25 protein-coding genes are annotated in these 24,799 nt (G+C 68.4%); 12 read left to right on the plus strand and 13 right to left on the minus strand.

Going from position 1 to position 24,799, the window contains the following annotated elements; translation table 11 throughout:
* Nucleotides 1-113 precede the first annotated feature (113 nt).
* Nucleotides 114-845 carry an MBL fold metallo-hydrolase gene (locus ACFV15_RS24645; protein WP_378353008.1) on the plus strand — a complete coding sequence of 244 codons (732 nt, stop codon included), beginning with the start codon at nucleotides 114-116 and terminating at the stop codon, nucleotides 843-845.
* A complete protein-coding gene (locus tag ACFV15_RS24650; RefSeq protein WP_378352943.1) occupies nucleotides 842-1,639 on the plus strand; it encodes an MBL fold metallo-hydrolase in 798 nt (265 codons plus the stop codon). The genes ACFV15_RS24645 and ACFV15_RS24650 overlap by 4 nt, the downstream gene beginning before the upstream one ends.
* A gap of 284 nt (nucleotides 1,640-1,923) precedes the next feature.
* Here ACFV15_RS24650 and ACFV15_RS24655 read toward each other — a convergent pair whose 3' ends face one another.
* From ACFV15_RS24655 to pdxH, 3 genes are all read right to left on the minus strand, one after another.
* Complete coding sequence (locus ACFV15_RS24655) at nucleotides 1,924-2,454, minus strand: DUF3558 domain-containing protein (protein ID WP_378352944.1); 531 nt, start codon at nucleotides 2,452-2,454, stop codon at nucleotides 1,924-1,926.
* Between the two features lie 9 nt (nucleotides 2,455-2,463).
* A complete protein-coding gene (locus ACFV15_RS24660; RefSeq protein WP_378353009.1) occupies nucleotides 2,464-3,699 on the minus strand; it encodes an MFS transporter in 1,236 nt (411 codons plus the stop codon).
* A 103-nt stretch (nucleotides 3,700-3,802) separates the two neighbouring features.
* Nucleotides 3,803-4,474: a pyridoxamine 5'-phosphate oxidase gene (gene pdxH, locus ACFV15_RS24665; protein WP_378352945.1), complete on the minus strand. Its 672-nt coding sequence runs from the start codon at nucleotides 4,472-4,474 to the stop codon at nucleotides 3,803-3,805.
* Between the two features lie 232 nt (nucleotides 4,475-4,706).
* On the opposite strand from pdxH, the gene ACFV15_RS24670 reads away from it, so the two are divergent.
* From ACFV15_RS24670 to ACFV15_RS24705, 8 genes are all read left to right on the plus strand, one after another.
* Nucleotides 4,707-6,371 (plus strand): purine-cytosine permease family protein, encoded by a 1,665-nt coding sequence (locus tag ACFV15_RS24670; protein WP_378352946.1) that lies wholly within the window; start codon nucleotides 4,707-4,709, stop codon nucleotides 6,369-6,371.
* Between the two features lie 154 nt (nucleotides 6,372-6,525).
* Complete coding sequence (locus ACFV15_RS24675) at nucleotides 6,526-7,524, plus strand: ABC transporter substrate-binding protein (protein ID WP_378352947.1); 999 nt, start codon at nucleotides 6,526-6,528, stop codon at nucleotides 7,522-7,524.
* Nucleotides 7,521-8,477, plus strand: a complete 957-nt coding sequence (locus ACFV15_RS24680) for an ABC transporter permease (protein WP_378352948.1) — start codon at nucleotides 7,521-7,523, stop codon at nucleotides 8,475-8,477. The genes ACFV15_RS24675 and ACFV15_RS24680 overlap by 4 nt, the downstream gene beginning before the upstream one ends.
* Entirely contained in the window at nucleotides 8,474-9,241 is a 768-nt protein-coding gene (locus ACFV15_RS24685) for an ABC transporter ATP-binding protein (RefSeq protein ID WP_378352949.1), read from the plus strand. Before ACFV15_RS24680 ends, ACFV15_RS24685 begins: the two co-directional genes overlap by 4 nt.
* Before the next feature lie 23 nt (nucleotides 9,242-9,264).
* A complete protein-coding gene (locus ACFV15_RS24690) occupies nucleotides 9,265-11,916 on the plus strand; it encodes a nitrate- and nitrite sensing domain-containing protein (protein ID WP_378352950.1) in 2,652 nt (883 codons plus the stop codon).
* Nucleotides 11,913-12,338: a roadblock/LC7 domain-containing protein gene (locus tag ACFV15_RS24695; protein WP_378352951.1), complete on the plus strand. Its 426-nt coding sequence runs from the start codon at nucleotides 11,913-11,915 to the stop codon at nucleotides 12,336-12,338. Before ACFV15_RS24690 ends, ACFV15_RS24695 begins: the two co-directional genes overlap by 4 nt.
* A 2-nt stretch (nucleotides 12,339-12,340) precedes the next feature.
* Complete coding sequence (locus ACFV15_RS24700; RefSeq protein ID WP_378352952.1) at nucleotides 12,341-12,697, plus strand: DUF742 domain-containing protein; 357 nt, start codon at nucleotides 12,341-12,343, stop codon at nucleotides 12,695-12,697.
* A 37-nt stretch (nucleotides 12,698-12,734) separates the two neighbouring features.
* Nucleotides 12,735-13,268 (plus strand): ATP/GTP-binding protein, encoded by a 534-nt coding sequence (locus ACFV15_RS24705; protein WP_378353010.1) that lies wholly within the window; start codon nucleotides 12,735-12,737, stop codon nucleotides 13,266-13,268.
* 38 nt (nucleotides 13,269-13,306) lie between these two features.
* On the opposite strand, the gene ACFV15_RS24710 is transcribed toward ACFV15_RS24705, so the two are convergent.
* Nucleotides 13,307-13,924 (minus strand): TetR/AcrR family transcriptional regulator, encoded by a 618-nt coding sequence (locus ACFV15_RS24710; RefSeq protein WP_378352953.1) that lies wholly within the window; start codon nucleotides 13,922-13,924, stop codon nucleotides 13,307-13,309.
* Between the two features lie 107 nt (nucleotides 13,925-14,031).
* Between ACFV15_RS24710 and ACFV15_RS24715 the strand changes: the two genes are divergently transcribed.
* Complete coding sequence (locus ACFV15_RS24715) at nucleotides 14,032-15,132, plus strand: lipase family protein (RefSeq protein ID WP_378352954.1); 1,101 nt, start codon at nucleotides 14,032-14,034, stop codon at nucleotides 15,130-15,132.
* Nucleotides 15,133-15,169: 37 nt separating this feature from the next.
* Here the strand turns inward: ACFV15_RS24715 and ACFV15_RS24720 are convergent, their stop codons facing one another.
* The 6 genes from ACFV15_RS24720 to ACFV15_RS24745 are packed head-to-tail and all read right to left on the minus strand — an operon-like array spanning nucleotide 15,170 to nucleotide 19,626.
* Nucleotides 15,170-15,931 carry an urease accessory protein UreD gene (locus tag ACFV15_RS24720; protein WP_378352955.1) on the minus strand — a complete coding sequence of 254 codons (762 nt, stop codon included), beginning with the start codon at nucleotides 15,929-15,931 and terminating at the stop codon, nucleotides 15,170-15,172.
* Entirely contained in the window at nucleotides 15,928-16,629 is a 702-nt protein-coding gene (gene ureG / locus ACFV15_RS24725; RefSeq protein ID WP_378352956.1) for an urease accessory protein UreG, read from the minus strand. The genes ACFV15_RS24720 and ureG overlap by 4 nt, the downstream gene beginning before the upstream one ends.
* Nucleotides 16,619-17,299 carry an urease accessory protein UreF gene (locus ACFV15_RS24730; RefSeq protein ID WP_378352957.1) on the minus strand — a complete coding sequence of 227 codons (681 nt, stop codon included), beginning with the start codon at nucleotides 17,297-17,299 and terminating at the stop codon, nucleotides 16,619-16,621. The genes ureG and ACFV15_RS24730 overlap by 11 nt, the downstream gene beginning before the upstream one ends.
* Nucleotides 17,299-19,017 (minus strand): urease subunit alpha, encoded by a 1,719-nt coding sequence (locus ACFV15_RS24735; RefSeq protein WP_378352958.1) that lies wholly within the window; start codon nucleotides 19,015-19,017, stop codon nucleotides 17,299-17,301. The genes ACFV15_RS24730 and ACFV15_RS24735 overlap by 1 nt, the downstream gene beginning before the upstream one ends.
* Nucleotides 19,014-19,310 carry an urease subunit beta gene (locus ACFV15_RS24740; protein WP_378352959.1) on the minus strand — a complete coding sequence of 99 codons (297 nt, stop codon included), beginning with the start codon at nucleotides 19,308-19,310 and terminating at the stop codon, nucleotides 19,014-19,016. Before ACFV15_RS24740 ends, ACFV15_RS24735 begins: the two co-directional genes overlap by 4 nt.
* A 13-nt stretch (nucleotides 19,311-19,323) precedes the next feature.
* Nucleotides 19,324-19,626, minus strand: a complete 303-nt coding sequence (locus ACFV15_RS24745) for an urease subunit gamma (RefSeq protein WP_378352960.1) — start codon at nucleotides 19,624-19,626, stop codon at nucleotides 19,324-19,326.
* A 257-nt stretch (nucleotides 19,627-19,883) separates the two neighbouring features.
* Here ACFV15_RS24745 and ACFV15_RS24750 point away from each other — a divergent pair, with 257 nt between their 5' ends.
* A complete protein-coding gene (locus tag ACFV15_RS24750) occupies nucleotides 19,884-21,038 on the plus strand; it encodes a citrate synthase 2 (protein ID WP_378352961.1) in 1,155 nt (384 codons plus the stop codon).
* Between the two features lie 146 nt (nucleotides 21,039-21,184).
* On the opposite strand, the gene ACFV15_RS24755 is transcribed toward ACFV15_RS24750, so the two are convergent.
* From ACFV15_RS24755 to ACFV15_RS24765, 3 genes are read right to left on the minus strand one after another with little or no spacing between them, the layout of a single operon-like run.
* Entirely contained in the window at nucleotides 21,185-21,775 is a 591-nt protein-coding gene (locus ACFV15_RS24755; RefSeq protein WP_378353011.1) for a TetR/AcrR family transcriptional regulator, read from the minus strand.
* A gap of 17 nt (nucleotides 21,776-21,792) precedes the next feature.
* Nucleotides 21,793-23,505, minus strand: a complete 1,713-nt coding sequence (locus ACFV15_RS24760; RefSeq protein WP_378352962.1) for an SDR family oxidoreductase — start codon at nucleotides 23,503-23,505, stop codon at nucleotides 21,793-21,795.
* Between the two features lie 28 nt (nucleotides 23,506-23,533).
* Complete coding sequence (locus tag ACFV15_RS24765; protein ID WP_378352963.1) at nucleotides 23,534-24,799, minus strand: MFS transporter; 1,266 nt, start codon at nucleotides 24,797-24,799, stop codon at nucleotides 23,534-23,536.

Raw genomic sequence — 24,799 nt, forward strand, 5'->3', positions numbered from 1 at the left:
TACAACCCCACCCGCCACGGCGGCGCCCAACGAGACACCGAACAGCAGGCCGCAGCCTGACTTTGATCTTGAGGTTGACACAAGGGGTGTCATCGCTGTTCGGACGGGCCGAGATGGTCTGCCACTGCCTGCTGCTGGAAACCGGCGACGGGCTCACCCTGGTCGAAACCGGCATGGGCTCGCCGATCGCGACCCGCGGTGAGGAATGGCTCGGCCGCCGGTTCATCCGCGTGAGCGGGCCGATACTCGACCAGGAAGCGGCCGTCACGCAGATCAGGAAGCTCGGGTACGACCCGCGCGACGTGCGGGACATCCTGCTCACCCACCTCGATCTCGACCACGCGGGCGGGCTCGTCGACTTCCCCGGCGCGAACGTCCATGTCTACGCCGAAGAACTGCGCGCGTTCCAGAAACCGCGTAAAGACGAGATCGGGCGGTACCGGGCGGTCCAGTTCGCGCACAGTCCGAAGTGGACGGCGCACGCCGCGCTCGGTGACGAATGGTTCGGCTTCGAAGCCGTGCGCGAGATCGCGCCCGATGTCCTGCTCATCCCGCTCGCCGGGCACACGCGCGGCCACGCGGGCGTCGCGGTGGACACCGGCGACGGCTGGCTGCTCCACGCGGGTGATTCGTACTTCCACCCTGGCGAGATCGACCCGGTGAAGCCGCATTGCCCGCCGCTGCTCTCGCTGTTCGAAGGCGTGGCACAGACCGAAAAGCAGGCGAGGCTGGACAATCAGCGGCGGCTGCGCGACCTTGTCCGTGACCACAGCGGCGAAGTGACCGTCTTCTCCGCGCACAACGCGGCCGAATTCCACCGGCTGCGTGAGAGGAGCACCGTATGAAGGTCCACCATCTCAACTGCGGGACGATGCGCCCGCTCGGCGGCCGGTTGCCCGAGATGGTGGCGCACTGCCTGCTGATCGAGGCGGCGGACGGTCTCGTGCTGGTCGACAGCGGCTTCGGCAGCCGAGCGCTGGAACAGCCTGGCAAGTGGCTCGGCACCGCGTTGACCAAGGTGGTCGGCGCGCAGCTCGAACGGTCCGAAACCGCCGCCGCGCAGGTCAGCGCGCTCGGTTACGCGATCGAAGACGTACGCCACATCGTCACCACACACCTCGACTGCGACCACGCGGGCGGCCTCGCGGACTTCCCGCACGCCACCGTCCACGTCCACGCCGAGGAACACCGCGCGGCGACGGCGCCCGCCAACCTCCGCGAGCGGTACCGCTACCGCTCGATCCAGTTCGAGCACGGGCCGCGGTGGAGCACCTACCGCGCCGACGGCGAAAGCTGGTTCGGCTTCGAGGCCGTGCGCGAGCTCAAGGGCTTGCCGCCGGAGATCCTCCTGATCCCGCTGGGCGGCCACACACTGGGCCACGCGGGCGTCGCCGTCGACACCGGCGCGGGCTGGCTCCTGCACGCGGGCGACGCGTATTTCCACCACGGCCAGGTGAATCCGGTGGCGCGGCACTGCCCGGGCGGGCTTGAGACGTTCCAGCGGCTGGTGCAGACGGAGAAGAAACCCAGGTTCGCCAACGAACGCAGGCTCCGGGAATTGGTCCGCCATCACGGGGACGAGGTGCGGGTGTTCAGCGCCCACGACCACGCGGAGTTCGCCGGCTTCAAAGACTCGTGAGTGCGACTTCGGCCGACGTCAGACTCACCAGAGCCAATCATTTGGCTTTCCGCGCAGTAGCCGTCGGCAACACTCACGACTGGGGTTCGGGGCTTGGCGTGTGGGAAACGAGGCGTTAGATGACGCAAAACCCACACATGACAGCGGTCGGCGGACCTGACGCCGGGGTTTTCACGTCGCGAGGCTCGGACGGGCTGCGAGTGGTCGTGAGTGTTTGGACCGGCTAGAACCGGCCGTATCACTCACGACCCACGACTACCTCGGCCCGCAACGCTCACGAGGCACTATTCGGCGTCGATGGCCTGCTTGACCAGGGGTGTCATCTGCTCGGCCGTCATCTTGGCCGGGCCGCTGTAGCTGACCAGGATCGGGACGCCGCCGACGACCTTCGCGGCGACCAGGGTCGCGGTCTTGGCTTCCTCGACGTAGTAGAGCGCGCCCTCGGCGAGACCGGGAATGTCGCGGGCGCCGGGCTTCTTCTCCTTGATGCCCGCGATCATCGCGTCCGGCTTGACCTTGTTGCCGTCGTAGCGGGTGACGGCCAGCGCGCCGACCTGCTTGCCCTCGGCGGAGTAGACGCAGGTCTTGGCCTTGCCGCCGTTGGCGGCGGTGTTCTGGTCGGGGCCGGGCGCGCCGGTGACCGACTGGCGTTCGATGGCCTTGCCGACCGCGTCGCCCGCGAGCACCGCGCACGGTTCCTTCAGCGTGACCGCCTTGGTCGGCGACGGCTTGGGCGCGGCGGGCTTCTCGTCGGACGAGCAGCCGACCGTCACCAGGGCAAGAGCGGAAATCAGGACAATTCGCCAGGAACGCATAACGCCACTCTAGGCGGATTTCGGCTCGGCGGGCGCGCGGTAGCGGAAGAACGCGGGGAGCAAGGCCATCGCGACCAGCACTCCGGCGATCACCATCAGGCCGCCGCCGGTCGCCGCCGCCGCGGTGCCGACACCGGCCGCCGCCCAGCCGTGGGTGAGGTCCGCGATACGCGGTCCACCTGCGACAACGACCGTGAACACGCCTTGGAGCCGGCCGCGCATCTCGTCGGTGGTGGCGACCTGCAGGATCGACATCCGGTAGATGGCGGAGACCATGTCGGCCGCGCCCGCGAGCGCGATGAAGATCACCGCGAGCCACAGCGACGAGCTCAGCCCGAACCCCGCCACCGCCGCACCCCACGCGCAGATGGCCACCACGACCGCCACGCCCTGGCGGCGCACCCGCGTCAGCCAGCCGGAGAAAAGCCCGACGAGCATCGAGCCGATCGGGATCGCCGCGTAAAGCCAGCCCAGCGCGGGCCCGCCGCCCGGCGGGTCGCCGAAGGTCCGCTGGGCCATTTCCGGGAACAACGCGCGCGGCATGCCGAACACCATCGCGATGATGTCGACGACGAACGAAGCCAATACGACCTTTTGCGTTGCCAGGTAACGGAAACCGTCGATCACGTCGCGCAGTCCCGCGCGCCGCGACGGTCCGTTCAACGGCGGCAGCGGCGGCAGTTTCCAGACCGCGATCAACGTCAGCGACAACGCGACAACGTCGATCAAGTACAAAGTGGACAGTCCGAGCAGCGGCAGCACCGCGCCGGCCAGCAGCGGCCCGAACACCATGCCGAACGTCGCCATGGTCGAGCCGAGCGCGACCGCGGGCGCGATCAGATGCTCGGGCACCAGCCTGGCGATGACCGCGCCGCGCGTCGGCATGTTGATCGCGAAGAACGCCTGATTGACCGCCAGCAGCGCGAGGACCAGCCAGACCGAGCGCAGGCCGATGAACGCCTGCAGCCACAGCACGGCCGACGTCAGCGCGATGCCGACGTTGGTCACGAGCAGGAGTTTGCGCCGGTCGACGGTATCGGCGATCGCGCCGCCCCACAGCCCGAACACGAGCAGCGGGACGAGCGCGACCGCGCCGGTCAGCCCGACGAACCCGGACGAGCCGGTGATGTCGAAGATCTGCTTGGGCACGGCGACGGCCGTCAGCTGGCTGCCGATGGCCGTGACGGCCGAGGACATCCAGAGACGGCGATAGGCGGGGATCTTCAGCGGCCGCCGGTCGAGCATGATCGACCCGAGCACCCTGCGTGTGGTCCCCGCCTTAACGCTCACGACACATGAGCTTAGCCGTGCTAACTAATTGAGATCGAGTGATTTACCTCGCCACGGACTACGGCGCGACGCGCTCGATGCGCCAGCCGTCGTCGGCGCGGACGTAGGTGAGACGGTCGTGCATGCGGTCCTCGCGGCCCTGCCAGAACTCGACCGTGTCGGGACGGATGCGCCACCCGCCCCAGTGCGGCGGGAAGGGGATGTCGTCGGTGTCGGCGAAGCGGCGCTGGATGGAGTTGAGCGCGTTGTCGAGCGCACGGCGGCCGTCGACGACCCGCGACTGCGGCGAGGCCCAGGCCCCGAGCTGCGAGCCGCGCGGACGGGAGGCCCAGTACTCGGCGCCTTCCTTGATGTCGACCTTCTCGACCTCGCCGCGCACGTGGACCTGGCGGTGCAGCGGGTACCAGGGGAACGTCGCCGACGCGTACCGCGTGACGGTCAGGTCGTGGCTCTTGGCCGAGGTGTAGTTCGTGTAGAAGACGACGCCGCGCTCGTCCAGGCCCTTCAGCAGGACCGAGCGGGACGACGGCCTGCCCTCGCCGTCGGCGGTGGCGAGCACCATGGCGTTCGCCTCGGGCACACCCGCCGCGATCGCCTGGTTCAGCCAAGCCTGCAGCTGCTCTGTCCAGGTGGACGCCAGCGAGGCCTCGGTGAACGCGTCCCCCTCGTACGCCACCCGCATTCCGGGCAGTCGCATCGCTACGTCCGTGATCTCGGTCTCCGGCATCATGGCCAACCCTCCGCGCGCGCCCTGTAGGGCCTCGATGACTTCGGCTGTCTGCTGACGGTATTGCCTGGAAGCCGCCGGGGAAACCCACCTAACGGTGACTCCTGCCACCCCGGGACGCCATCAGCCTGTAACCGCAGGACAGCAACTCGTAACAAGTCGGTTACCCGATGCCGCTTAATCGACAAAGTGCCGACCTAGCGTCGGGGCCCCCACCACGCCAGGAGGCCGCGACGTGACGGACATCCTCGAAGACGCTCCCTCGAAGCCGAAGCGGCGCTACGCCGCGCTGGCCGCGAACGAGAACCGGGAGGACTACTCACTCCGGTTCGCGGCCCATTCCTTCCGCAAGTGGTCCCCGTTCGTGGTCGCGACGACCGCGCTCGGCGGCATCGCCTACCTCGCGGACTTCGCGATCGGCGCGAGCATCGTCCTGTCCTACGGGTTCACCTCGGGCGTGCTCGCCATCCTCGCCGCGGCCGTGATCATCTTCGTGACCGGCGTGCCGATCGCGTCCGCGTGCGCGAAATACGGCGTCGACATGGACCTGCTGACCCGAGGCGCCGGTTTCGGCTACTTCGGGTCGACGCTCACGTCGCTCGTGTACGCCAGCTTCACCGTGATCTTCTTCTCGCTCGAGGGCTCGATCATGGGCCAGGCGTTCCAGCTCGCGCTCGGCATCCCGCTGCCCGTCGGGTACCTGCTCGCCACCCTGATCGTGCTGCCGTTCGCGCTTTACGGGATGGGCGCGGTCGCCAAAATGCAAACCTGGACCCAGCCACTGTGGATCGCCGGGCTCGTACTGCCGTTCGTGGTCGTCGCGATCCGCGAACCGGGTAAGTTCGCGGAATTCGCGAGTTTCGGCGGCACCCAGGGCGCCGGATCCGGTTTTTCCGCGATCGGTTTCGGACTCGGCATGGGTATTGCTCTTTCCTTGATCGGCCAAATAGGTGAACAAGCCGACTATCTCCGCTTCATGCCGGAGAAGACCGCCGAAAACAAACGATCTTGGTGGGCCGCGGTGCTCGCCGCGGGCCCCGGCTGGGTGATACTCGGCGCGCTCAAGCAGATCGGCGGCGCGTTGCTCGCCTTCCTCGCGCTCGGGGTGGTCGGCGAGACGCACGCCCTGGAACCGATCGCGCCGTACCTGGAGGCAGTCAAACCGGCACTCGGGCCGGTCGCGCTGACCTTCGCCGCGTTGTTCGTGGTCGTCTCGCAGATCAAGATCAACACGACGAACGCCTATTCGGGCTCGCTCTCGTTCGCCAACTTCTTTTCCCGAGTGCTGCACCGGCACCCCGGACGCGTTTGGTACGTGCTCGTCAACTGCGGTATCGCGCTGGCGCTCATGGAGTTCGGCGCGTTCGCCTTCCTGAACAAGATCCTCGGCTTCTACTCCAACGTCGCGATCGCCTGGATCGGTGCGGTCTGCGCGGATCTCGTCATCGCGAAACCACTCGGGCTCTCCCCGAAGTACATCGAGTTCAAGCGCGCCTACCTGCACAAGATCAACCCCGTCGGCTTCGGCTCGATGCTCGTCGCGTCGGCGGTGTCGATCACGGCGTACTTCGGCGCCTTCGGCCCGACCCTCGCCGCGTTCAGCCCGCTGATGGCGCTGGTGATCGCGGTCGCGCTGGTGCCGGCACTGGCCGCGCTCACCAAGAGCAGGTACTACCTCGCCAGGCCGAACACGGTCAGCGGGCCCGGTGTGGACGCCGACCCGCGCGCGACGCACGACTGCTCGGTGTGCGGCGACGCCTACGAGTTGCCCGATATCGCGGACTGCGCGAAGCAGGGCGGCGCCATCTGCTCGCTGTGCTGCACATTGGACGCCACCTGCCACGACCAGTGCCAACAGAGTGAACCGACCCTGCTTCCACTACCCACAGTTCGTAAGTGATCTTGCACAAGAGCTGACACTTGCACTATGGGGATCTTGCATAACTCGATAGGCTTTCGCCCGAGAGCCAAGGGGTGACAATTTCTTCACGGAGAGTGGGGGATTTTCACTGCCTGTGGAACTCCCCCTACTCCCCTTCCCCAGGAGTTTCGCTGTGATTTCCCGTTCCCGACGGCTGACGGCCCTGTTCTGCGCCCTCACGCTGGCCGGTGCCGCCGCCCTGTCCGCCTGCTCGAGCGACACCGCCGACGGTGCCAAGATCACCCTAGGGTTCTCGGCGTGGCCTGGCTGGTTCCCGTGGCAGGTCGCGCAGGAGAAGGGGCTGTTCAAGAAGAACGGCGTGAACGTCGATCTCAAGTACTTCGATAACTACACCGACAGCATCAACGCGCTCTCCGGCGGCGCGATCGACGCCAACAGTCAGACTCTCGGCGACACTCTGGCCTCGGTCAGTGGCGGCGCGAAACTGTCCATTGTGCTGGTGAACGACAACTCGACCGGCAATGACAAGATCATCGCGCGTGAGGGCGTCACCAGCCTTGCCGACCTCAAGGGCAAGAAGATCGCGGTCGAGCAGGGCGCGGTCGACCATTACCTCCTGCTACTCGCGCTGCAGAGTGTGAAACTCACCGAAAAGGACCTCCAGCTGGTCTCGCTGCCCACCGACGCCGCAGCTGCCGCGTTCGTCGGCGGCCAGGTCGACGCGGTCGCCGCGTTCGCACCGTTCACTTCGAAGGCGCTGGAGCGGCCCAACAGTCGCACGATCGCCAGCTCGGCCGAGTTTCCCGGTGCCATCCCCGACCACCTGGTGCTCGGCGAGAAGGTCACCAAGGAGCACCCCAAAGAGGTGCAGGCGCTGGTGAACACCTGGTTCGAGACGCTCGCCTGGATCAAGGACAACAAGGACGCGGCCATCGACATCATGGCCAAGCGTGGTGGCGTGAGCGTGGCCGAGTACCGCAGCTACGACTCCGGCACGTCCATCTTCACCAAGCAGCAGAACATCGACGCGTTCACCCCCGGCGTCACCCCGCAGCACCTGAACTTCCAGGCCGGCAAGATCGCCGACTTCATGGTCAGCGCCGGGCTGGCCGCGACCAGGCCGCAGATCGACAACCTGTTCGACGACACCTTCATCAAGGCGGTGCCGTGACCGAACTGACCGGCTCGGCCAGCCGGACGGCGGCGGGCACCGAGGCCGACGAACTCGAGGCCCAGCGCCTCGAGGACGAGCAGCGCCTCGCCGAGGAGCACGCGGCCACGGCGGCGCTGCCCGAGCGCGCGAACTGGGCGCCGCTGCCCCGCCGTGCCCGGCCGAAGCCGAAGGCCGCGCTGTTCACCATCCGCACGCCCATCCCGGTGCGTGCCAAGTGGACACTGACCGTCCTATCCGTCGCGCTGCCGCTGGCGATCTGGTGGGTCCTCAGCGCGACCGGCGCCGTCTCGCCGACCTTCCTGCCGTCGCCGCCTGCCGTGCTCAAGGCCGGGCTGCAGATGGCGTCGACCGGTGAGCTGTTCGGTGACCTGTGGGCGACCGTGCAGCGAATCCTTTTCGGATTCGGGCTGGCGGTGCTGATCTCGGTGCCACTCGGCATCGTGATGGGCACGTTTACCGCGGCGCGAGCGCTCGCGGAACCGATCGTCGGGCTGGTGCGATATATGCCAGCGAGCGCGTTCATTCTGCTGTTGATCATTTGGCTCGGCATCGGTGAACCGTCCAAAGTGGCGCTCTTGTTCATAGGTACCTTCTTCTTCAACACACTGATGGTTGCCGACGTGGTGGGGGGTGTGCCGCGCAACCTCATCAACGTGTCATACACACTGGGCTCGCGGCGCGCTGAGGTCCTACGCAGGGTGATCGTGCCTTATTCACTACCAGGCATCATTGACGCGATCCGTGTAAACGTCGCGGCGGCCTGGAACTTCGTGGTGGTGGCCGAGCTGGTCAATTCCACCGCCGGGCTCGGCTACCGGATCGTGCGGGCGCAGCGGTTTCTGCAGACCGACAAGATCTTCGCCGTCCTAGTGGTGATCGGGCTCTCCGGTCTCGCGACCGACGTGGCGTTGCGGCTGCTCAGGTCCAAGGTCGGCAGGTGGGCAGCATGACCGGGGTACTGGAACTGAGTGGTGTCGCCAAGGACTACGACCGCGGCGCGCGTGCGCTCGACGGGATCGACCTGACCGTCTCGCGTGGCGACTTCCTCTGTGTCGTCGGCGCGAGCGGCTCGGGGAAGTCGACACTGTTGTCGCTGGTCGCGGGCTTGACCATGCCTTCGGAAGGCCGGATCACCCTCGACGGCGAGCCGGTCGCCGGGCCTGGCCCCGACCGCGGGCTCGTGTTCCAGGACGGTGCGCTGTTCCCGTGGCGGACCGTCGAGCGCAATGTCGCTTATGGACTCGAACTGTTGCCAGTGGACAGTGCGGAGCGAGCTCGGCGCGTTGACTGGTACCTGGCCGAGACCGGCCTTTCGGCGTTCCGGAAGTCGTTGCCGCGTGAGCTTTCCGGCGGTCAGCGGCAGCGCGTCGCGATCGCCAGGGCGCTGGCGTGCGAGCCGGAGGTGCTGCTGCTCGACGAGCCGTTCGGCGCGCTCGACGTGCAGACCAAAGAGGACATGCAGGTCCTGATCAGGCAGGTGTGGGCCGACACCGGCACCACCGTGCTGATGGTGACCCACGACGTGGAGGAAGCGGTCTTCCTCGGCGGCAGAGTTGTCGTACTGGCGTGCGACCCTGGCCGGGTGCACGCCGATGTCGCGATCGACCTGCCCGCCGATCGCGATCTCTCGGTCAAGCGAACGCCGGAGTTCCTCGCGCTGCGGGCGTCCATCGAGGACCTCGTGCGTGAGCAGCACCGCGGACACGGCGGCTGAGGTCGCAGTTGGGGAAGGTGACCATGAGACTCGGGAAGGTCCGGCGGAAGACTACTGCCGGATCCAGAACGTGGCAGGCCGTGCTCGGCAGGCTGGGCATCAGGGGCAAGCTCAACCTGCTCCTGATGCTGCCGCTGACCGCGGTGGTGCTGGTGTCCGTTCCCTACGTCGCGGGGCAGGTCGGCAACGCCCAGTCCGCCGGGCAGACCTCGGACACTGCAGGCCAGGCCAACGAGCTCGGTTCGCTGGTCTGGGAGCTGCAGCGTGAGCTGCTGCTGACCGTCGACTACGTGGCGTCGCCGTCGCAGGGCAGCGGCGCGCTGATGCAGCAGCACCGCATCGTCACCGAGACCGTCGACAAGGTGCGGGACAGGCTCGGGCCGGAGGCGCCGGACGAGGTCTCGGCCGCGCTGGTCCGGATCGGCTCGCTGGCCGAGATCAGGGCCAACGCGCTGCGCCGCGCCGTCTCGCTCGACAGCGCGGCGCGTACCTATCACGCGGTCATCGAGGCCGTGATCGACGCGCCCCGGCTGCTCGGCCAGAAGAACACCGACGCCGAGGGCACCCGGCAGCTCACCTCGCTGGACTCGCTGCTGCGCGCGAACGAGGAGAAGGGCCTGCGCGGCATGGCCCAGATCATCGTCGCCGCCGACGCCGAGTCAGGCCAAGAAATCCTCGCCGACTCCGCGTCGGAGTCGGCGCTGCAGCTCGAAAGGTTCGTGCAGCAGGCCGACATCGAACACGCCAAGGCCGTGGTCAAGGTCGACACGGGCGAGGAGGCCCGCCGGGTCGACACACTCGAGGCACAGCTGCCGAACGTGCGCGACGAGAAGGCGAACCAGGCGTTCATCGCCGAGGTGCTGAGTGCCGTCGAGGCGCTCAACAAGCAGCGGCGCGCCGTCCAGGAACAGGTGACCAGCCAGATCACCGACGCGGCGACCGGCCGAGCCGACAGCGCCGCCCGGCTGGCGTGGCTCATCGGCGGCGGTGCCGCGCTGCTGTTCGTGCTGGTCGCGTTCCTCGCCATCGCGGTCAGCCGCTCGATCGCGGATCCGTTGCGGCGCTTGACCTCCGCCGCGACGACGGTCGCCGACCTCGCGGGAACCGAGCTCGTCCGCGTCGCCGACACCGAGGCGGCCGAGGAGCAGGCGCCGAGGCTCGCCACCATCGATGTGTCCTCAAAGGACGAACTGGGCAAGCTGGCGACCGCGTTCAACCGGGTGCAGTCCACCGCGGGCGAGCTGGTCGAGCGCCAGGCGCTCACCCGGCGCAACGTCAGCCTCATGTTCGCCAACGTCGCGAAGCGCACGCAGAACCTCGTCGGCAGGCAGCTGGCGCTGGTCGACGAGCTGGAGCGCAACGAACAGGATCCCCGGCTGCTGGAAAGCCTGTACCGCCTCGACCACCTGTCGACGCGCCTGCGGCGGAACGCGGAAAACCTGCTCGTCGTCTCGGGTACCCGTGACGAGACCAGGATCGCCGGTCCCGCCGAGCTGTCGACGGCGCTGCGCTCCGCGCTCGCGGAGATCGAGGACTACCAGCGGGTCCGGCTCGGCATGGTCGCCGACGTGCGGCTCGCGTCGGTGTTCAGCTCCGACGTCGTGCTGATCTTCGCGGAACTGCTGGAGAACGCGACCTCGTTCTCGCCGCCGGAGTCCTATGTGGACGTCGACACCGAGTTCCTGTCCGACGGCTCGCTGCTGGTCGTCATCGTCGACCAGGGCATCGGCATGACCGACGACCGGCTCGCCGAGGAGAACCGGCGGCTCGTCGAGCGTGAACGGCTGGAGCTGGCGCCGACCAGTGTGCTCGGGCTGTTCGTGGTCGGCCGCCTCGCGCGGCGGCACGGGCTGACCGTCGAGCTGGTGCCGACGCCAGGTACCGGCATCACGGCGCGGATGGTCATCCCGCCGGCGCTGCTGGCGCACCGGGCGGCCGAGTTCCACGCGCCGCCCGTCTGGCCGGAGTCCGAACCGGCCGACGAACCCGGCAGGCTGCCTGCGCTCGCGGTGCCGGGGATGGCTCCCCGCGATCCCGATCAGCTCGAGGATTTCCGCTGGTTCAAGCAGGAAGCGGAGGAACCGGCACGGGTGCCCGAGCAGCTGCCCGTGCGCGTGCCGGAACCGGTGCCCCCGCCTGCGCCGGTACTCGAACCGATCGTGGTGGCCGCGCCGGTCACCGTGCCCGCCGACTCCGGGGAGACCAGGGGCGGGCTTCGCCGTCGTGTCGCGGGAGCGCAGCTTCCCGGCGTCGGCGAATCCACTTTGGTCAGCATGCCCGCGAAGAAGAAGGTGCAGCACGACCCCGAAGCGGCGAAGGCCGCCTTCGACGCGTACGAATCGGGCTTCGCCAAGGCGAACCCGCCGGCGCCCGAGCCGGTCGTCACCCCACCAGCGCCGGAACCGGTGAAACCACCACCGTTCCAGCCGGTCGCCGCGGCCAGCCCGCAGGCTCCGTCGGCGGCGCACTCGGGTCTCACCAGGCGGGTGCCCGGCGCGCAGCTCGCGCCGGGACTCGCCCAGCAGCCTGCCGGACGTCAGCCGGCACGTATGGCCGCGTCAGCACCAAGGCACCAACGGGACCCCAACGCCGAGCGCGCCGCTTTCGACGCGTTCAGCACGGGCTTGGCCATGGCCGATCGGGATACCGAACAGAGAGAAGAGAGCAAGGAATGACCACCGGAGTCAGCGTCGAGGCGCGCAATTTCAACTGGCTGGTGACCCGCTTCGCGCAGAACACCGCCGGCGCGATCGGGGCCATCGCCGTGTCGGCCGACGGCCTGCTGATCGCCATGTCGTCCCAGCTGGAACGGGCGAACGCCGACCGGCTGGCCGCCATCTCGTCGGCGATGCTCGGGCTGGCGCACGGCGTCTCCGAGAGCCACCCGCTCGGCAGGCCCGACAAGATCATCATCGAGTTGGAGCACGGCTACCTGCTGGTCTGCACGATCAGCATCGGCTGTTCACTGGGCGTGCTGGCCACCAAGCAGGCCAGCCTGGGCACGATCGCGTACGAGATGGCCATGTTCGCGAACCGGGCCACCGAAGTGCTCACGCCAAGCCTTATCGAGGAGCTCAAAAACACCGTCGGGAGCTAGCGATGAGAAATGACGATTCGGACGTTTCACCGTTGCGCCCGTATCTGCTCACTTCTGGCCGCACGAAGCCGGTCGACCACACATTGGAAATCGAGGCCCAGGTCCTGACGAGCAGGCTCGGCGCGGCCTCGCAGCCGAAGCTCACCTTCGAGCGGCGCGAGATCGTCTCGCTGTGCCGCGACACCAAATCGGTGGCGGAGATCGGCGCGCTGCTCGGCCTGCACATCGGCGTGGCCAGGGTGCTGGTGGCCGATCTGGCCGCACTCGGCTACGTGGTGCTGCGCAGGCCGGCGACGAAGTTCGCCCAGGACCTCGGCATGATCGAAAGGGTCATTCGTGGACTCGAAGCCATTCGCTGAACCCGGTGCCGGTGCCCGGCCGCCCGCGCCGGTCAAGATCGTCATCGCGGGCGGGTTCGGGGTCGGCAAGACCACGGCCGTCGGCGCCATCTCCGAGATCAAGCCGCTCACCACCGAGGCGGCGATCACCTCGGTGGCGGCGGGCATCGACCGGACCGGGCACGTGCCGTCGAAGACCACCACCACGGTGGCGCTCGACTTCGGCTGCATCACCATCGACTCCGACGTCAAGCTGTACCTGTTCGGCACGCCCGGCCAGGACCGCTTCGGCTTCATGTGGCAGGACATCGTGATCGGCGCGCTGGGCGCGCTGGTCATCGTGGACACCCGCCGTCTCGACGACTGCTACCCGGCCGTCGACTACTTCGAGAAGGCCGGGCTGCCGTTCGTCGTCGGGATCAACCGGTTCGACGGCCTGATGGCGCACGAGCTCAACGACGTCCGCTGGGCGCTGGCCGTCGGCGACGACGTGCCGGTGATCGCCTTCGACGCGCGCAACAAGCTGTCCGTGCGCGACGCGCTGCTCGCGGTGCTGCACAACACCTTCGCGAAGGCTTCGGCCAGCGCGTGATCGTGAGTGGTATGACCGGTTAGAACCGGCCATACCACTCACGAGGGCATACGCGTGATCGCGGCCAGCATCAGGCCGCGCAGCTCTTCGGTGACCTCGCCGACCGGTAGCTCACGGGCCTGCCATTCACGGAGCAGGCCCGTGAACGCGCCGACCAGCGCGATGGCCGTCAGCCGGTAGTTCCGCTTCGGCGCGAGACCGTGTTCGGCGGCGTGACGGGCTTCGGCTTCGATGAAGTCCGCCCAGCGGTCGACCCATTCCTGGTGCTGCGCCTCGAGTTCCTGGTTGACCCCGACGGCCTCGACGTAGTTCAGCCTCGGCATGCGCGGGTCGGCGGTGACCGTCGCGACGAAGACGTCGAGCAGTGTCTCGATGCGAGTGACGGCGTCGGTGTCGGTGAGCTCGGCGAGCGTCGCGGTGACGTGCTCCAGCGCGAGGCGGTTGATGCTGTCGTGCAGTACGAGCAGCACCTTCTCCTTGTTCTCGAACTCCTCGTAGAAGTTGCGCGTCGAGACACCGGCCAGCTTGCAGAGGTGGGTGATCTTCGCCTGCTGGAAGCCCTCGCTGGTGAAGAGGTCGAGCGCGGCCGTCAGCAGCCGCTCGCGGCGCTCGGCTTTGCGCTGTTCAGGGGGGATACCGCCGTAGGAGCGGACCACCGAACCTCCAAGATTCTGACAGTGCTTTCTAAAGAATGGGGATTGCCAGACAGTACTCGACTGACTTACATTGTGAAAATTACAGTTACCACACTCTGGAGGCAACGGTGCTTCGTCGAGTCCTGGTTCCACTACTGGCCTTACTGCTGACGGGCGCGGTGGCCACTCCGGCCGCCCAGGCGTCCAGCCCAGGTGACCTGCTCGAACAGCATCGGGTGACCGCCATCGTGCCCGCGCCGGTCCAGGCGTGGGAGCTGCTCTACCAGTCGACCTCGGCGACCGGGAAGGCCAACGCCGTCTCCGGCATCCTGCTGGTCCCGTCGATCCCGTGGACCAAGGGACCGCGGCCCCTGATTACCTACGCCGTCGGCACGCACGGCCTCGGCGACCAGTGCGCGCCGTCGGTCAAGCTGCAGAACGGCACGGAGAACGAGGTCGCGATCATCTCGCAGGCCCTCTACAAGGGCTGGGCCGTGGTCCTCACCGACTACGAAGGCCTCGGCACGCCGGGCACCCACACCTACGCGGTCGGCCAGTCCGAAGGCCGTGCCGTCCTCGACGCCGCCCGCGCCGCCTACAAGGTTCCCGGCACCGGGCTCTCTTCTGACGGCCCCGTGGGCGTCTTCGGCTACTCGCAGGGCGGCCAGGCGGCGGCTTTCGCCGGTGAGCTGCAGGGCGGCTACGCACCCGACCTGAACGTCGTCGGTGTCGCCACGGGCGGCGTCCCCGCCGACCTGAACGCGGTCATGAAGTCCAACGACGGCGGCGCGGCCTTCGGCCTGGTGCTCGGCGCGGCTCTCGGTCTTTCGACGGCTTACCCCGAGGTCCCGTTCGCGTCGGTCCTGAACTCGCGCGGCAAGGCGACGGTCGAGAAGATCAAGGACTACTGCACGATCGCACTGGGCGCGGCGGCCCCGTTCTCCCGCCTCCGCGACTTCGTCACCGACCCGGACATCGTCTCCGACCCCCGCTGGCAGAAGCGCCTCGCCGAGAACTACGCGGGCACCATCAAGCCCAAAGCCCCGGTCTTCCTCTACCACGCCCAGCTCGACGAACTGATCCCGCTCGCGGTCGGCAAGGGCCTCCTCGCCCGCTACAAAGCCTTGGGCGCCACCGTGACCTGGGCCGAATACCCGCTGCTCGAACACATCGGCGGCGTCTCGGTCGGCGGCCCGGTCGCCATGGAATGGCTGGGCACCAAGTTCTAGCCGGGAAAAAAAATCCCAATGCGGCATTCGTCAGGTTTCAACCCCCCAATGTGGCTTTCGTCAGCTCCCAGCTGACGAAAGCCACATTGGGATTTTTTTCCCCGGACCCGAGCCCGGCGAGGGCCGTGACGGCGTCGGGGGCCAGTGAGGTGGTGAGGGTGCCGCCCGCGGCGAGGGGGCTGCGGGACCACCACTCACCCGAGGCGGCGGGGAGGTCGGGGCCGCCGACGACCAGGTCGGTGGCGAGGACCCGGCGACCCGCCAGGTGGGCGAGTGAGCCGTCCAGGTCCGAGCCGATCGTGAGGGTTTGGCGCAGCACAGGGGTTTCGGCACGGGTGATGTGCTGGGTCGTCGTCAGGTGACCGGGGCGTTCGTTGGCTCGGCCGAGCACCAGGACCTCGCGAGTGTGCAGGTAGGCGTCGGAGGCGAGCGAAGCGCGCAGCAGGGCGTTGTGCCGCGCGTGCGCCGTGATGACCGTCGGCTCCGGCAGGTATTCGAGTGAGCCACCCGCGTCGACCGTGATGTCCACTGTGGACGAACTGGACTCACCGCGAAGCCCTGGCAGTGCGATCGTCGCGGCGACGCCGGACAGGCGCAGTGAAGCGCCCGGCCCGACGTGCACCGACAGCAGAAGCTCGTCGCCACCCAAGGGCGCGGTGGCCGAGCTGACGAGGTGGACCACCGCCGTGGCGCCGGTGCCTCGCTTGGGGAAGAGGGTGAGCGGCGCCATCGAGCGCAGCTCACGCAGGATCGTCCGGCCGTCCGAGAAACAGGCGACCAGCCGGGCGTGCGCTTTCACCCGGCTTTGACCAGTGAACGCACCCAATCGGCCACGTCCGGCGCATTGGGAGTGTCCACAAGGGACTGAGTGATCACCGGTAGCGAGCCACGCATGCGGTGTGCGTCGGAGGTCATGACGTCCATGTCCGCGCCGACCAGGTGCGCGATGTCGATCTTGTTGATCACCAGCAGGTCCGCGGTCGTGACGCCAGGACCGCCCTTGCGCGGCACCTTGTCGCCGCCCGCGACGTCGACGACGAACACCTGGGAGTCCGCCAGGCCACGGCTGAACACGGCCGTCAGGTTGTCGCCGCCGCTCTCGATGATCACGAGATCCAGGCCGGGGTAACGGTCTTCGAGCCGCTCGACCGCGTCCAGGTTGGCCGTGATGTCGTCGCGGATCGCCGTGTGCGGGCACGCGCCGGTCTGCACGGCCTCGATGCGTTCGGCGTCGAGCACGCCTGCTTTGCGCAGGAAGTCGGCGTCCTCGGTGGTGTAGATGTCGTTGGTGACGACCGCGAGGTTCAGCTCGTCGCCCAGCGCGCGGCACAGCGCGGCGACCAGCGCGGTCTTGCCGCTGCCGACCGGGCCGCCGATGCCGATCCGGTAGGCGCGCCCCGCCGTCGGGGCGGCGTCGTAGTGATCGGGTTCCGCCGCGGTCGGGTCGAAGTTGACCGGGTGGACGTGCCCGTGGCCGTGACCGTGCTCAGCTGGCAAAGAGACGCACCTCTTCCTTGTGGTGCCGGGCATGTGCCTCGGCGAACAGATCCAGCGCCGGCGAACCCGGCGACGGAAGCTCTGACGGCGCCAAACCCGCTGACGACGCGGCGTCCAGAGCTACCGCGTGCACATCGAGTTTCGCCACGGCGGCGTTGACAGCGAAGGGATCCAGGCCCAGCAGGCGCACTGCCGCCGAAGCCGGTCCGCTCACCGCGAGGTACGCGACGGCGGTCGCCGCGTCCAGCGGTGAGCCGCCGGCGACGCCGACGAGGACGCCCAGCATGATCGGGTGATGCGGCCGCGGCGTTTCGGCGAGCATCGCGTTCAGCACCGGCGACGGCCACGCCGCCTTGCCCGCCCGCGCGGTCCCGCGCCCCTGCGCGCGCGACGCTTCCCGTTGCGCGACCGAAGGCGTTCGCGCGTCCAGCTCGAGGTCGAGCCGCTTCCAATATCCACTTTGGACATCACGCGCGGCTGCATGCGCTGCCGCGGCGGCGAAAACCGCGGCGAGCGATCCGGCCGTGCGCAGACGGCCTGAGATGAAGCCCGCCAAATCCCGGACGTCGACTATCAGGCGTCGCGCGACGGCCTCTTCCAAGCCGCCGGAATGGACGTGGCCGCCGCCGGGAAACCGGGAGTCGGCCAGAATCAATGCTGACAGGTCCATCAGAACAGGAAATAACGTTGGGCCATCGGCAATTCCGTCACCGGCTGCGGCTCGATCAGCTCGCCGTCGACGTGCACCGCGAAGCTGTCCGGCTCCACCCTGATGTCCGGCAGTGCGTCGTTGAGCACCATGTCGGCCTTGGTGCGCCGCCGCATGTTCGACACGGGCACCAGCGGCCGCGCGATGCCGAACCGTTCGCGGACACCGGCGTCGACCGCCTCCGGCGCGACGAAGTGGAACGACGAGGCGGCCGCCACCACGGGCGAGGCACCGAACATCGGCCGCGCGAGCACGGGCTGCGGAGTCGGGATGGACGCGTTCGCGTCACCCATCGCGGCCCAGGCGATGAACCCGCCTTTGAGCACGACATGCGGGCGAACACCGAAGAATTTCGGTTCCCACAAGACAAGATCCGCGAGCTTGCCGATCTCTACCGAGCCGATCTCGGCCTCCATGCCGTGCGCGATGGCCGGATTGATCGTGTACTTCGCGACGTAGCGGCGGGCACGCAGGTTGTCGGCCCTGCCGTCGCCGGGCAGTGTGCCGCGACGGCGTTTCATCACGTGCGCGGTCTGCCAGGTCCTGATGATGACCTCGCCGATCCGGCCCATCGCCTGCGAATCCGAGCTCATCATCGAGATCGCGCCGATGTCGTGCAGCACGTCCTCGGCGGCGATCGTGGTCGGCCGGATCCGGCTCTCCGCGAACGCCAGGTCTTCCGGCACGGACGGGTTCAGGTGATGGCAAACCACGAGCATGTCGAGGTGCTCGTCCAAGGTGTTGGCCGTGTGCGGGCGCGTCGGGTTCGTCGACGACGGGAGCACGTTCGCAAGCCCGGCGACGCGGATGATGTCCGGCGCGTGCCCGCCACCGGCGCCCTCGGTGTGGTACGCGTTGATCGAACGCCCGGCGATGGCGTCCACAGTGGACTCCAAGAACCCGGCTTCGTTGAGCGTGTCGGTGTGGATGGCGACCTGGACGCCGGACTCGTCGGCCACGGTCAGGCAAGCGTCGATCGCGGCAGGCGTCGTGCCCCAGTCCTCGTGCAGCTTGAATCCGCCCGCGCCGGCCGCGAGCTGCTCGCGCAGCGCCTCGTGCCGGACGGTGTTTCCCTTACCCAGCAACAAGACATTGATCGGGTACGCGTCCATCGCCTGCAGCATGCGCCCGAGGTTCCAGGCACCCGGCGTGATCGTGGTGGCCTTGGTGCCCTCGTTGGGCCCGGTGCCGCCACCGACCAGCGTCGTCAGCCCGGACGCCAGCGCGGTGTCCACCAGCTGCGGGCAGATGAAGTGGACGTGACAGTCGATTCCGCCCGCGGTGAGGATCTTTCCGTTGCCGGACAAGATCTCCGTGGACGGCCCGATGACCAGCGCCGGGTCGACCCCGTCCATCGTGTCCGGGTTGCCCGCCTTGCCGATGCCGACGATGCGGCCGTCGCGCACGCCGACGTCGGCCTTGACGATCCCCCAGTGGTCGAGGATGACAACGCCGGTGATGACGAGGTCCGGCGCGCCTTCCGCGCGGGTGGCCATGCCCTGGCCCATCGACTCGCGGATGACCTTGCCGCCGCCGAAGAGCACCTCGTCGCCGCTGCCGGCGCCCATGCTGCGGTCCTCGGTGACCTCGATCAGCAGATCGGTGTCGGCGAGGCGGATCCGGTCGCCGACGGTCGGGCCGAACAGCTCGACGTAGCGCTCGCGGTCGATATGCGTCAAGACGGCTCCCTACGCAACCCCGGAACCTTCCGGCTCCCGGCCAGCGGAACAAGGTCGACTTCCCGTTCGACGCCCGGCTCGAACCGGACCGAGGTGCCCGCGGGCACGTCCAGCCGGTGCCCGCGCGCGGCGTCGCGGTCGAATTCGAGGCCGGGGTTGACCGACGCGAAGTGGAAATGCGAACCGACCTGCACGGGCCGGTCGCCGAGGTTGCGCACGAGCAGCCGCACCCGGGGGCGGCCGGGGTTCAGCTCGACCGGCTCGTCGCCGGGAATGATCTCTCCTGGGCGCATCGCCAGCTCGCTCCTAGACGATCGGGTCATGCACGGTGACGAGCTTGGTGCCGTCCGGGAAAGTGGCCTCGACCTGCACCGAGTCGATCATTTCCGGGATTCCGGACTGCACCTGCGCACGCGAGAGCACGCTGCGGCCACTGGAGACGAGCTCGCTGACCGTCCTGCCGTCGCGGGCGCCTTCGAGCACATGGTCGGTGATCAACGCGACCGACTCCGGGTAGTTGAGCAGCACCCCGCGCTCCAGCCGCTTGCGCGCGACGTCGGCCGCGACGTGGACGAGCAGCTTGTCCCGCTCCTGAGGGCTCAGATGCATGGCGCATGTGTATCACCCGCCGGGGCAGCGCGCCCCTGGATGAAACACAGGATTTACGTGTCACACGCCGCCTGGACTGAATCGTTCTCGTAATCGTGACACAAACCACCCATTCTTTTGATTGCTACCGGCCGGTTCGAGGAGCAAGGTTGCTCCAAACCGTGCGATGAGGCGCGCTTTGCGTGTGGCCCGTCAGCGTGGGAAACACAGTGCCCGATAAAGATGCCGGGGAACGCGCATTGAAAGGTCAACGGATAGTGACTACGTCAGCGCCCGTATCTACGAAGACCGCGTCTACAGACGAGGTCGACGACGGATTCCGTCCAGGTCTCGAAGGGGTCATCGCCTTCCGCACCGAGATCGCCGAGCCCGACCGTGATGGTGGCGCGCTGCGCTACCGCGGGGTCGACATCGAAGACCTCGCAGGCAAGGTGAGCTTCGGAGATGTCTGGGGTCTTCTGGTCGACAGCCGGTTCGGCCACGGCCTGCCGCCCGCCGAGCCGTTCCCGCTGCCGGTGCACACCGGTGACGTGCGGGTCGACGTCCAGGCCGCGCTCGCCATGCTGGCGCCGATCTGGGGCTACCGCCCCCTGCTCGACATCACCGACGAAGAGGCCCGCGACCAGCTCGCGCGCGCCTCGGTCATGGCGCTGTCGTACGTCGCGCAGTCGGCGCGCGGCATCGGCCAGCCCGCGGTGCCGCAGTCGCGGGTCGACGAGGCCCACTCGATCACCGAGCGCTTCATGATCCGCTGGCGCGGCGAGCCGGACCCGGCCCACGTCAAGGCCATCGACGCCTACTGGGTCTCGGCGGCCGAGCACGGCCTGAACGCGTCGACGTTCACCGCCCGTGTCATCGCCTCGACCGGCGCGGACGTCGCGGCCGCCATGTCCGGCGCGATCGGCGCCATGTCGGGCCCGCTCCACGGCGGCGCGCCGGCACGCGTGCTGCCGATGATCGAAGAGGTCGAGCGGACCGGTGACGCCGCAGGTCTGGTCAAGGGCATCCTCGACCGCAAGGACCGCCTGATGGGCTTCGGCCACCGCGTCTACCGCGCGGAGGACCCGCGCGCCCGCGTGCTGCGCCGCACCTGCCGCGAGCTGAACGCGACCCGCTACGAAGCGGCCGCCGCGCTCGAGCAGGCCGCGCTGGCCGAGCTGCGTGAGCGTCGCCCCGATCACCCGATCGAGACGAACGTCGAGTTCTGGGCCGCGGTCATCCTCGACTTCGCCGAGGTCCCGCCGCACATGATGCCCGCGATGTTCAGCTCCGCCCGTACCGCGGGCTGGGCGGCGCACATCCTGGAGCAGAAGCGGACCGGCCGCCTCGTGCGCCCGTCGGCCAAGTACGTCGGCCCCGGGCCCCGCAAGCCCGAGGACGTCGAGGGCTGGGACCTGGTCCCCCACGCCTGAGGTTCGTGAAACCCCGAATGTGGCTTTCGTCAGGTCTCATCTGACGAAAGCCACATTCGGGGTCTTGGCAGGTCCCCAATGCGTCTTTCGGTCCCCACCAAGGACCGAGCGACGCATTGGGGTTTTTCGACCCGTGAGCTGGGGTTTCAGGGGGCGGCGGGTGCGGCGGCCAGGCGGGCCTGGGTTACCGCCATCATCGCGACCAGCTGGTCGACCAGCCATTCGTCGAGGCCTTCGCGGGGGACCTTGTCCTCCTGGAGCCAGGCCAGCAGGGTGCCCTCGACGACCGCGGTCCAGCAGCGCAGCGTGAGCAGGAGCAGCGGGGTGGGTTCGTCGATCTCGATCGCCTCGAGGATCAGCTCGACCGCGCGGTTGCGGACCTGGTCGACCACGGCGTCGGTTTCGGACGTGGCGATGACCGAGCCGCCGCGCAGGAGCGCGATGTAGCCCGCGCGGTAGTTGCCCGCGACCGAGATCAGCCCGCGCACGGCCGCGCGCAGCCGGTCCAGCGGCGGGCCGTCGTCGAGGTGCGCGAGGCCGTCGATCAGGCCGTCCGTGACCGTGCGCAGTGCTTCGATCTGCAGTTCACGCAGGCTGGAGAAGTAGCGGTAGAACAGCGGCCGCGAGACGTCCGCGCGCGAGACGATGTCGTCGACCGTGACCAGCTCGGGCGCGCGGCTGCTGAACAGGTCGAGTGCGGCGGCGATCAGGTCGTCTCGGCGGGCTTGCGGGGTCATCCGGCGGGGCTTGCGTGTCACGGGGTGACGTCCAGCTTCGCGATTCCGCGCAGCACGCCGGGAGTGAGCCGGGAGAACACCAAGGCGAGCTTGGCTTCCGGGGTCGACGGCGCGATCGCCTTGTCCTTCGAGACGGCCTTGAGGATGTCACGCGCGACCTTTTCCGGCCCGAAGCCGCGCCGCGCGTACAGCCCGGTGCTGGCCTTCTGGCGGCGGTGCTCCTCGTCGGGGTTGACGCCGACGAAGCGCGTCGTGTTCGTGATGTTCGTGGCCACGATGCCGGGGCAGACCGCGGTGACGCCGATCTTGTCGGCGGCGAGTTCGGCACGCAGGCAGACGCTCAACGTCAGCACGGCGGATTTCGTTGTGGCGTAAGCGGAAAGGATCTTCGACGGCAGGTACGCCGCGGCCGAGGCGAGGTTGACGATCTGGCCGCCTTCACCGCGCTCGCGCATCTGCTCGGCGAACACCCGGCAGCCGTGGATGACGCCCCACAGGTTGACGTCGATGACGCGTTCCCAGTCGGCGACCGAGGTGTCCAGGAACGGGCCCGACACGCCGATGCCCGCGTTGTTGATGACGATGTCCGGTACGCCGTGCTCGTCGCGGACCTGCTTGGCGAACTGTCCCATCGCGTCCGCGTCCGCGGAGTCCACTGTGTACTCGGCGGCGGTGACTCCCTTGGCACGCAACGAGGAGACCGTCTCCGCGGCGGCGCCGGAGTTGATGTCGGTGATGACGACGTCGGCGCCGGAGTCCGCGAAAGCGAGCGCGGTCGCACGGCCGATGCCGCTGCCGCCACCGGTGATCACCACCAGCTGGTCGGCGAATTTCTTGCGGCGGTTGACCTTCGCGCGGCGCAGCGCGCGCGACTCCTCGCCGCCTTCCACGAAATCGACCAGTTCCGCGGCCGCCTCGGCGACGAGAACCGGCTTGGCGCGGGCGATCCAGTGCCTGCCGACGACCCGCCTGATCCGCAGATCGGGCACCCACTTGGCGATCTCGGTCTGCATCGGGGCGGACACGTACGGGTCGCCGGTCGGCGCGAGCACCTGGACCGGGATGTGCACCTGCTTCGGCTCCGGCCGCCCGAGCCGCGTGAAGATGTTGGCGCGGTACAGCTTGATCCCGTGCACGCCGTCCGAGACCTCGGGATCGGCCAGCTCGGGCTCGACGATCTTGAACAGCCGCCGCATGATCCCGAGCCGCCAGAACAGCTGTGGCACCACCGGGATGTGGAAGAACAGGATGTACGTCGAATGCAGGAACTGGTTCAGCGCGTGCCACAGCCGTCGCGGCGTCGGCCTGCGCAGCTGATCGCGGAACCAGGCGCCGACGTAGTCCAGGTCAGGCCCCGAGATCGAGGTGAACGACGCGATCCTCGGGTCGCCGCCGGTGACGGCGTGCCAAGCCTGGATCGAGCCCCAGTCGTGCGCGAGCAGGTGGAACCGCCCGCCGGGCGCGACCGCTTCGGCGACGGCGAAGACGTCCCGGGACAGCTGGCCCAACTTGTAGGACTCGCGACCCCGCGGTTTGTCCGAAAGGCCCGCGCCGCGCACGTCGTACACGACGACGCGGAACCGGCTCGACAGCTCGGCCACCACCCCGTCCCACAGTGAGCCGTTGTCCGGATAGCCGTGCACACAGATCACTGTGGGTGCGTCCTCCGGGCCCGTCACGCGGACCGAAAGACGCACGCCGTCGCTGGCCGTCACCCACGTATGAGACATCCTGTCATGTTAGACAAGTTGTCAACAGTTAGAAATCCTTCGCCTGGTTGTTCGTCCCCGGTTTCACCTCGTTGGCCGATTTCGGGTCGGCCTCAGGCATGCCTTGACCAGGTTTTTCCGAGTTTTCCGGGGTTTTCGAATGTTCCACGGGAAACTTCGCAACCCCGACACGCCGTATCGCGCCAGAAACCAAGATCGATCCGAGTAAAAGCACGCCCGCCGCACCCCAGCACGCGACCCGCCAGCCGCCGCCCGTGTCGTACAACTGGCCCGCCGCGAACGTCCCGATCGTCGCTCCGAGTAACGTCGCGCTCTCGTAAACGCCCATCGCGCGCCCCAGGCTGAGCCCGGCCGCTTCGGCCACGATCGACTGTTCGACCGGCATCGCCGCGGCGAACGCGGCCGCCGACAGGATCCACAGCACCGTGATCACCTTCGGGTCCGGCGCGAACGAGAGCCCGACCGCGAACGCCGCGCTGGCGAGCATCGCCAGCGCGAGCATGAGCGGACGGCCGATCCGGCGAACGGCCTTGTGCAGCACGTCCGGGAGCAGGCTGTAGACGATGAACCCCGGCAGGAACACGGCCGCGATCTGCCCCAGGTTCAGGTGATGCCCGCGCTGCAGATGCATCAGGAGCAGCAACGCGATCCCGGCCTCGACCATCGCGGTGATCGCCACCAGCACCAGCATCGGCCGGAGCCGTTTCCCCAGCTGGCGCAGCTTCGGCGCGTTTTCGACGACCTGGTTCTCGCCGATCCGCACCAGCATCACCACGGCCGCGACCAGGCACGCGGCCGCCCCGAGCCAGAACACGCCGCGGTAGCCGATCTGGTTGACCAGGATCATCGCCGCGACGAACGCGATCCAGGTGCCGCCGCCCTCGGCGGCGAAGAGCTTGCTGAACGCACCGCTGTCGTCCAGTAGCCCTTCGCCGACCCGGGCCCGCAGCGCCACCCAGAACAACGCGCCGCCCGCGCCCCCGAGCACGGCCGCCGCGTACGCGAGCCCGATTCCCGGCGTCACCGCGTAGCCCACAAAGGACAGTCCATAAAGGACAGCGCCGAACGCGGCGACCAGGCCCCTGTCATGCCGGTCCGCGAGATGACCGGCGAGTGGCCGTACCAGGAACGAGACCAGCGTCTCCAGCGCGGTCAGCGCGCCGACCTCCCCGGCCGACGCGCCGAGCTGACTGCCCACCCAGAGCGGCAGGAAGAAGTCGAGTACCTCCACCGGCCCTTTGGTCAGCATCGCCGCGAGTTCGTTCTGCTCACTGCGTTTCAATGGCTCCCCCAT

This window comes from Amycolatopsis sp. NPDC059657, assembly GCF_042734395.1.
Classification (GTDB): Bacteria; Actinomycetota; Actinomycetes; order Mycobacteriales; family Pseudonocardiaceae; genus Amycolatopsis.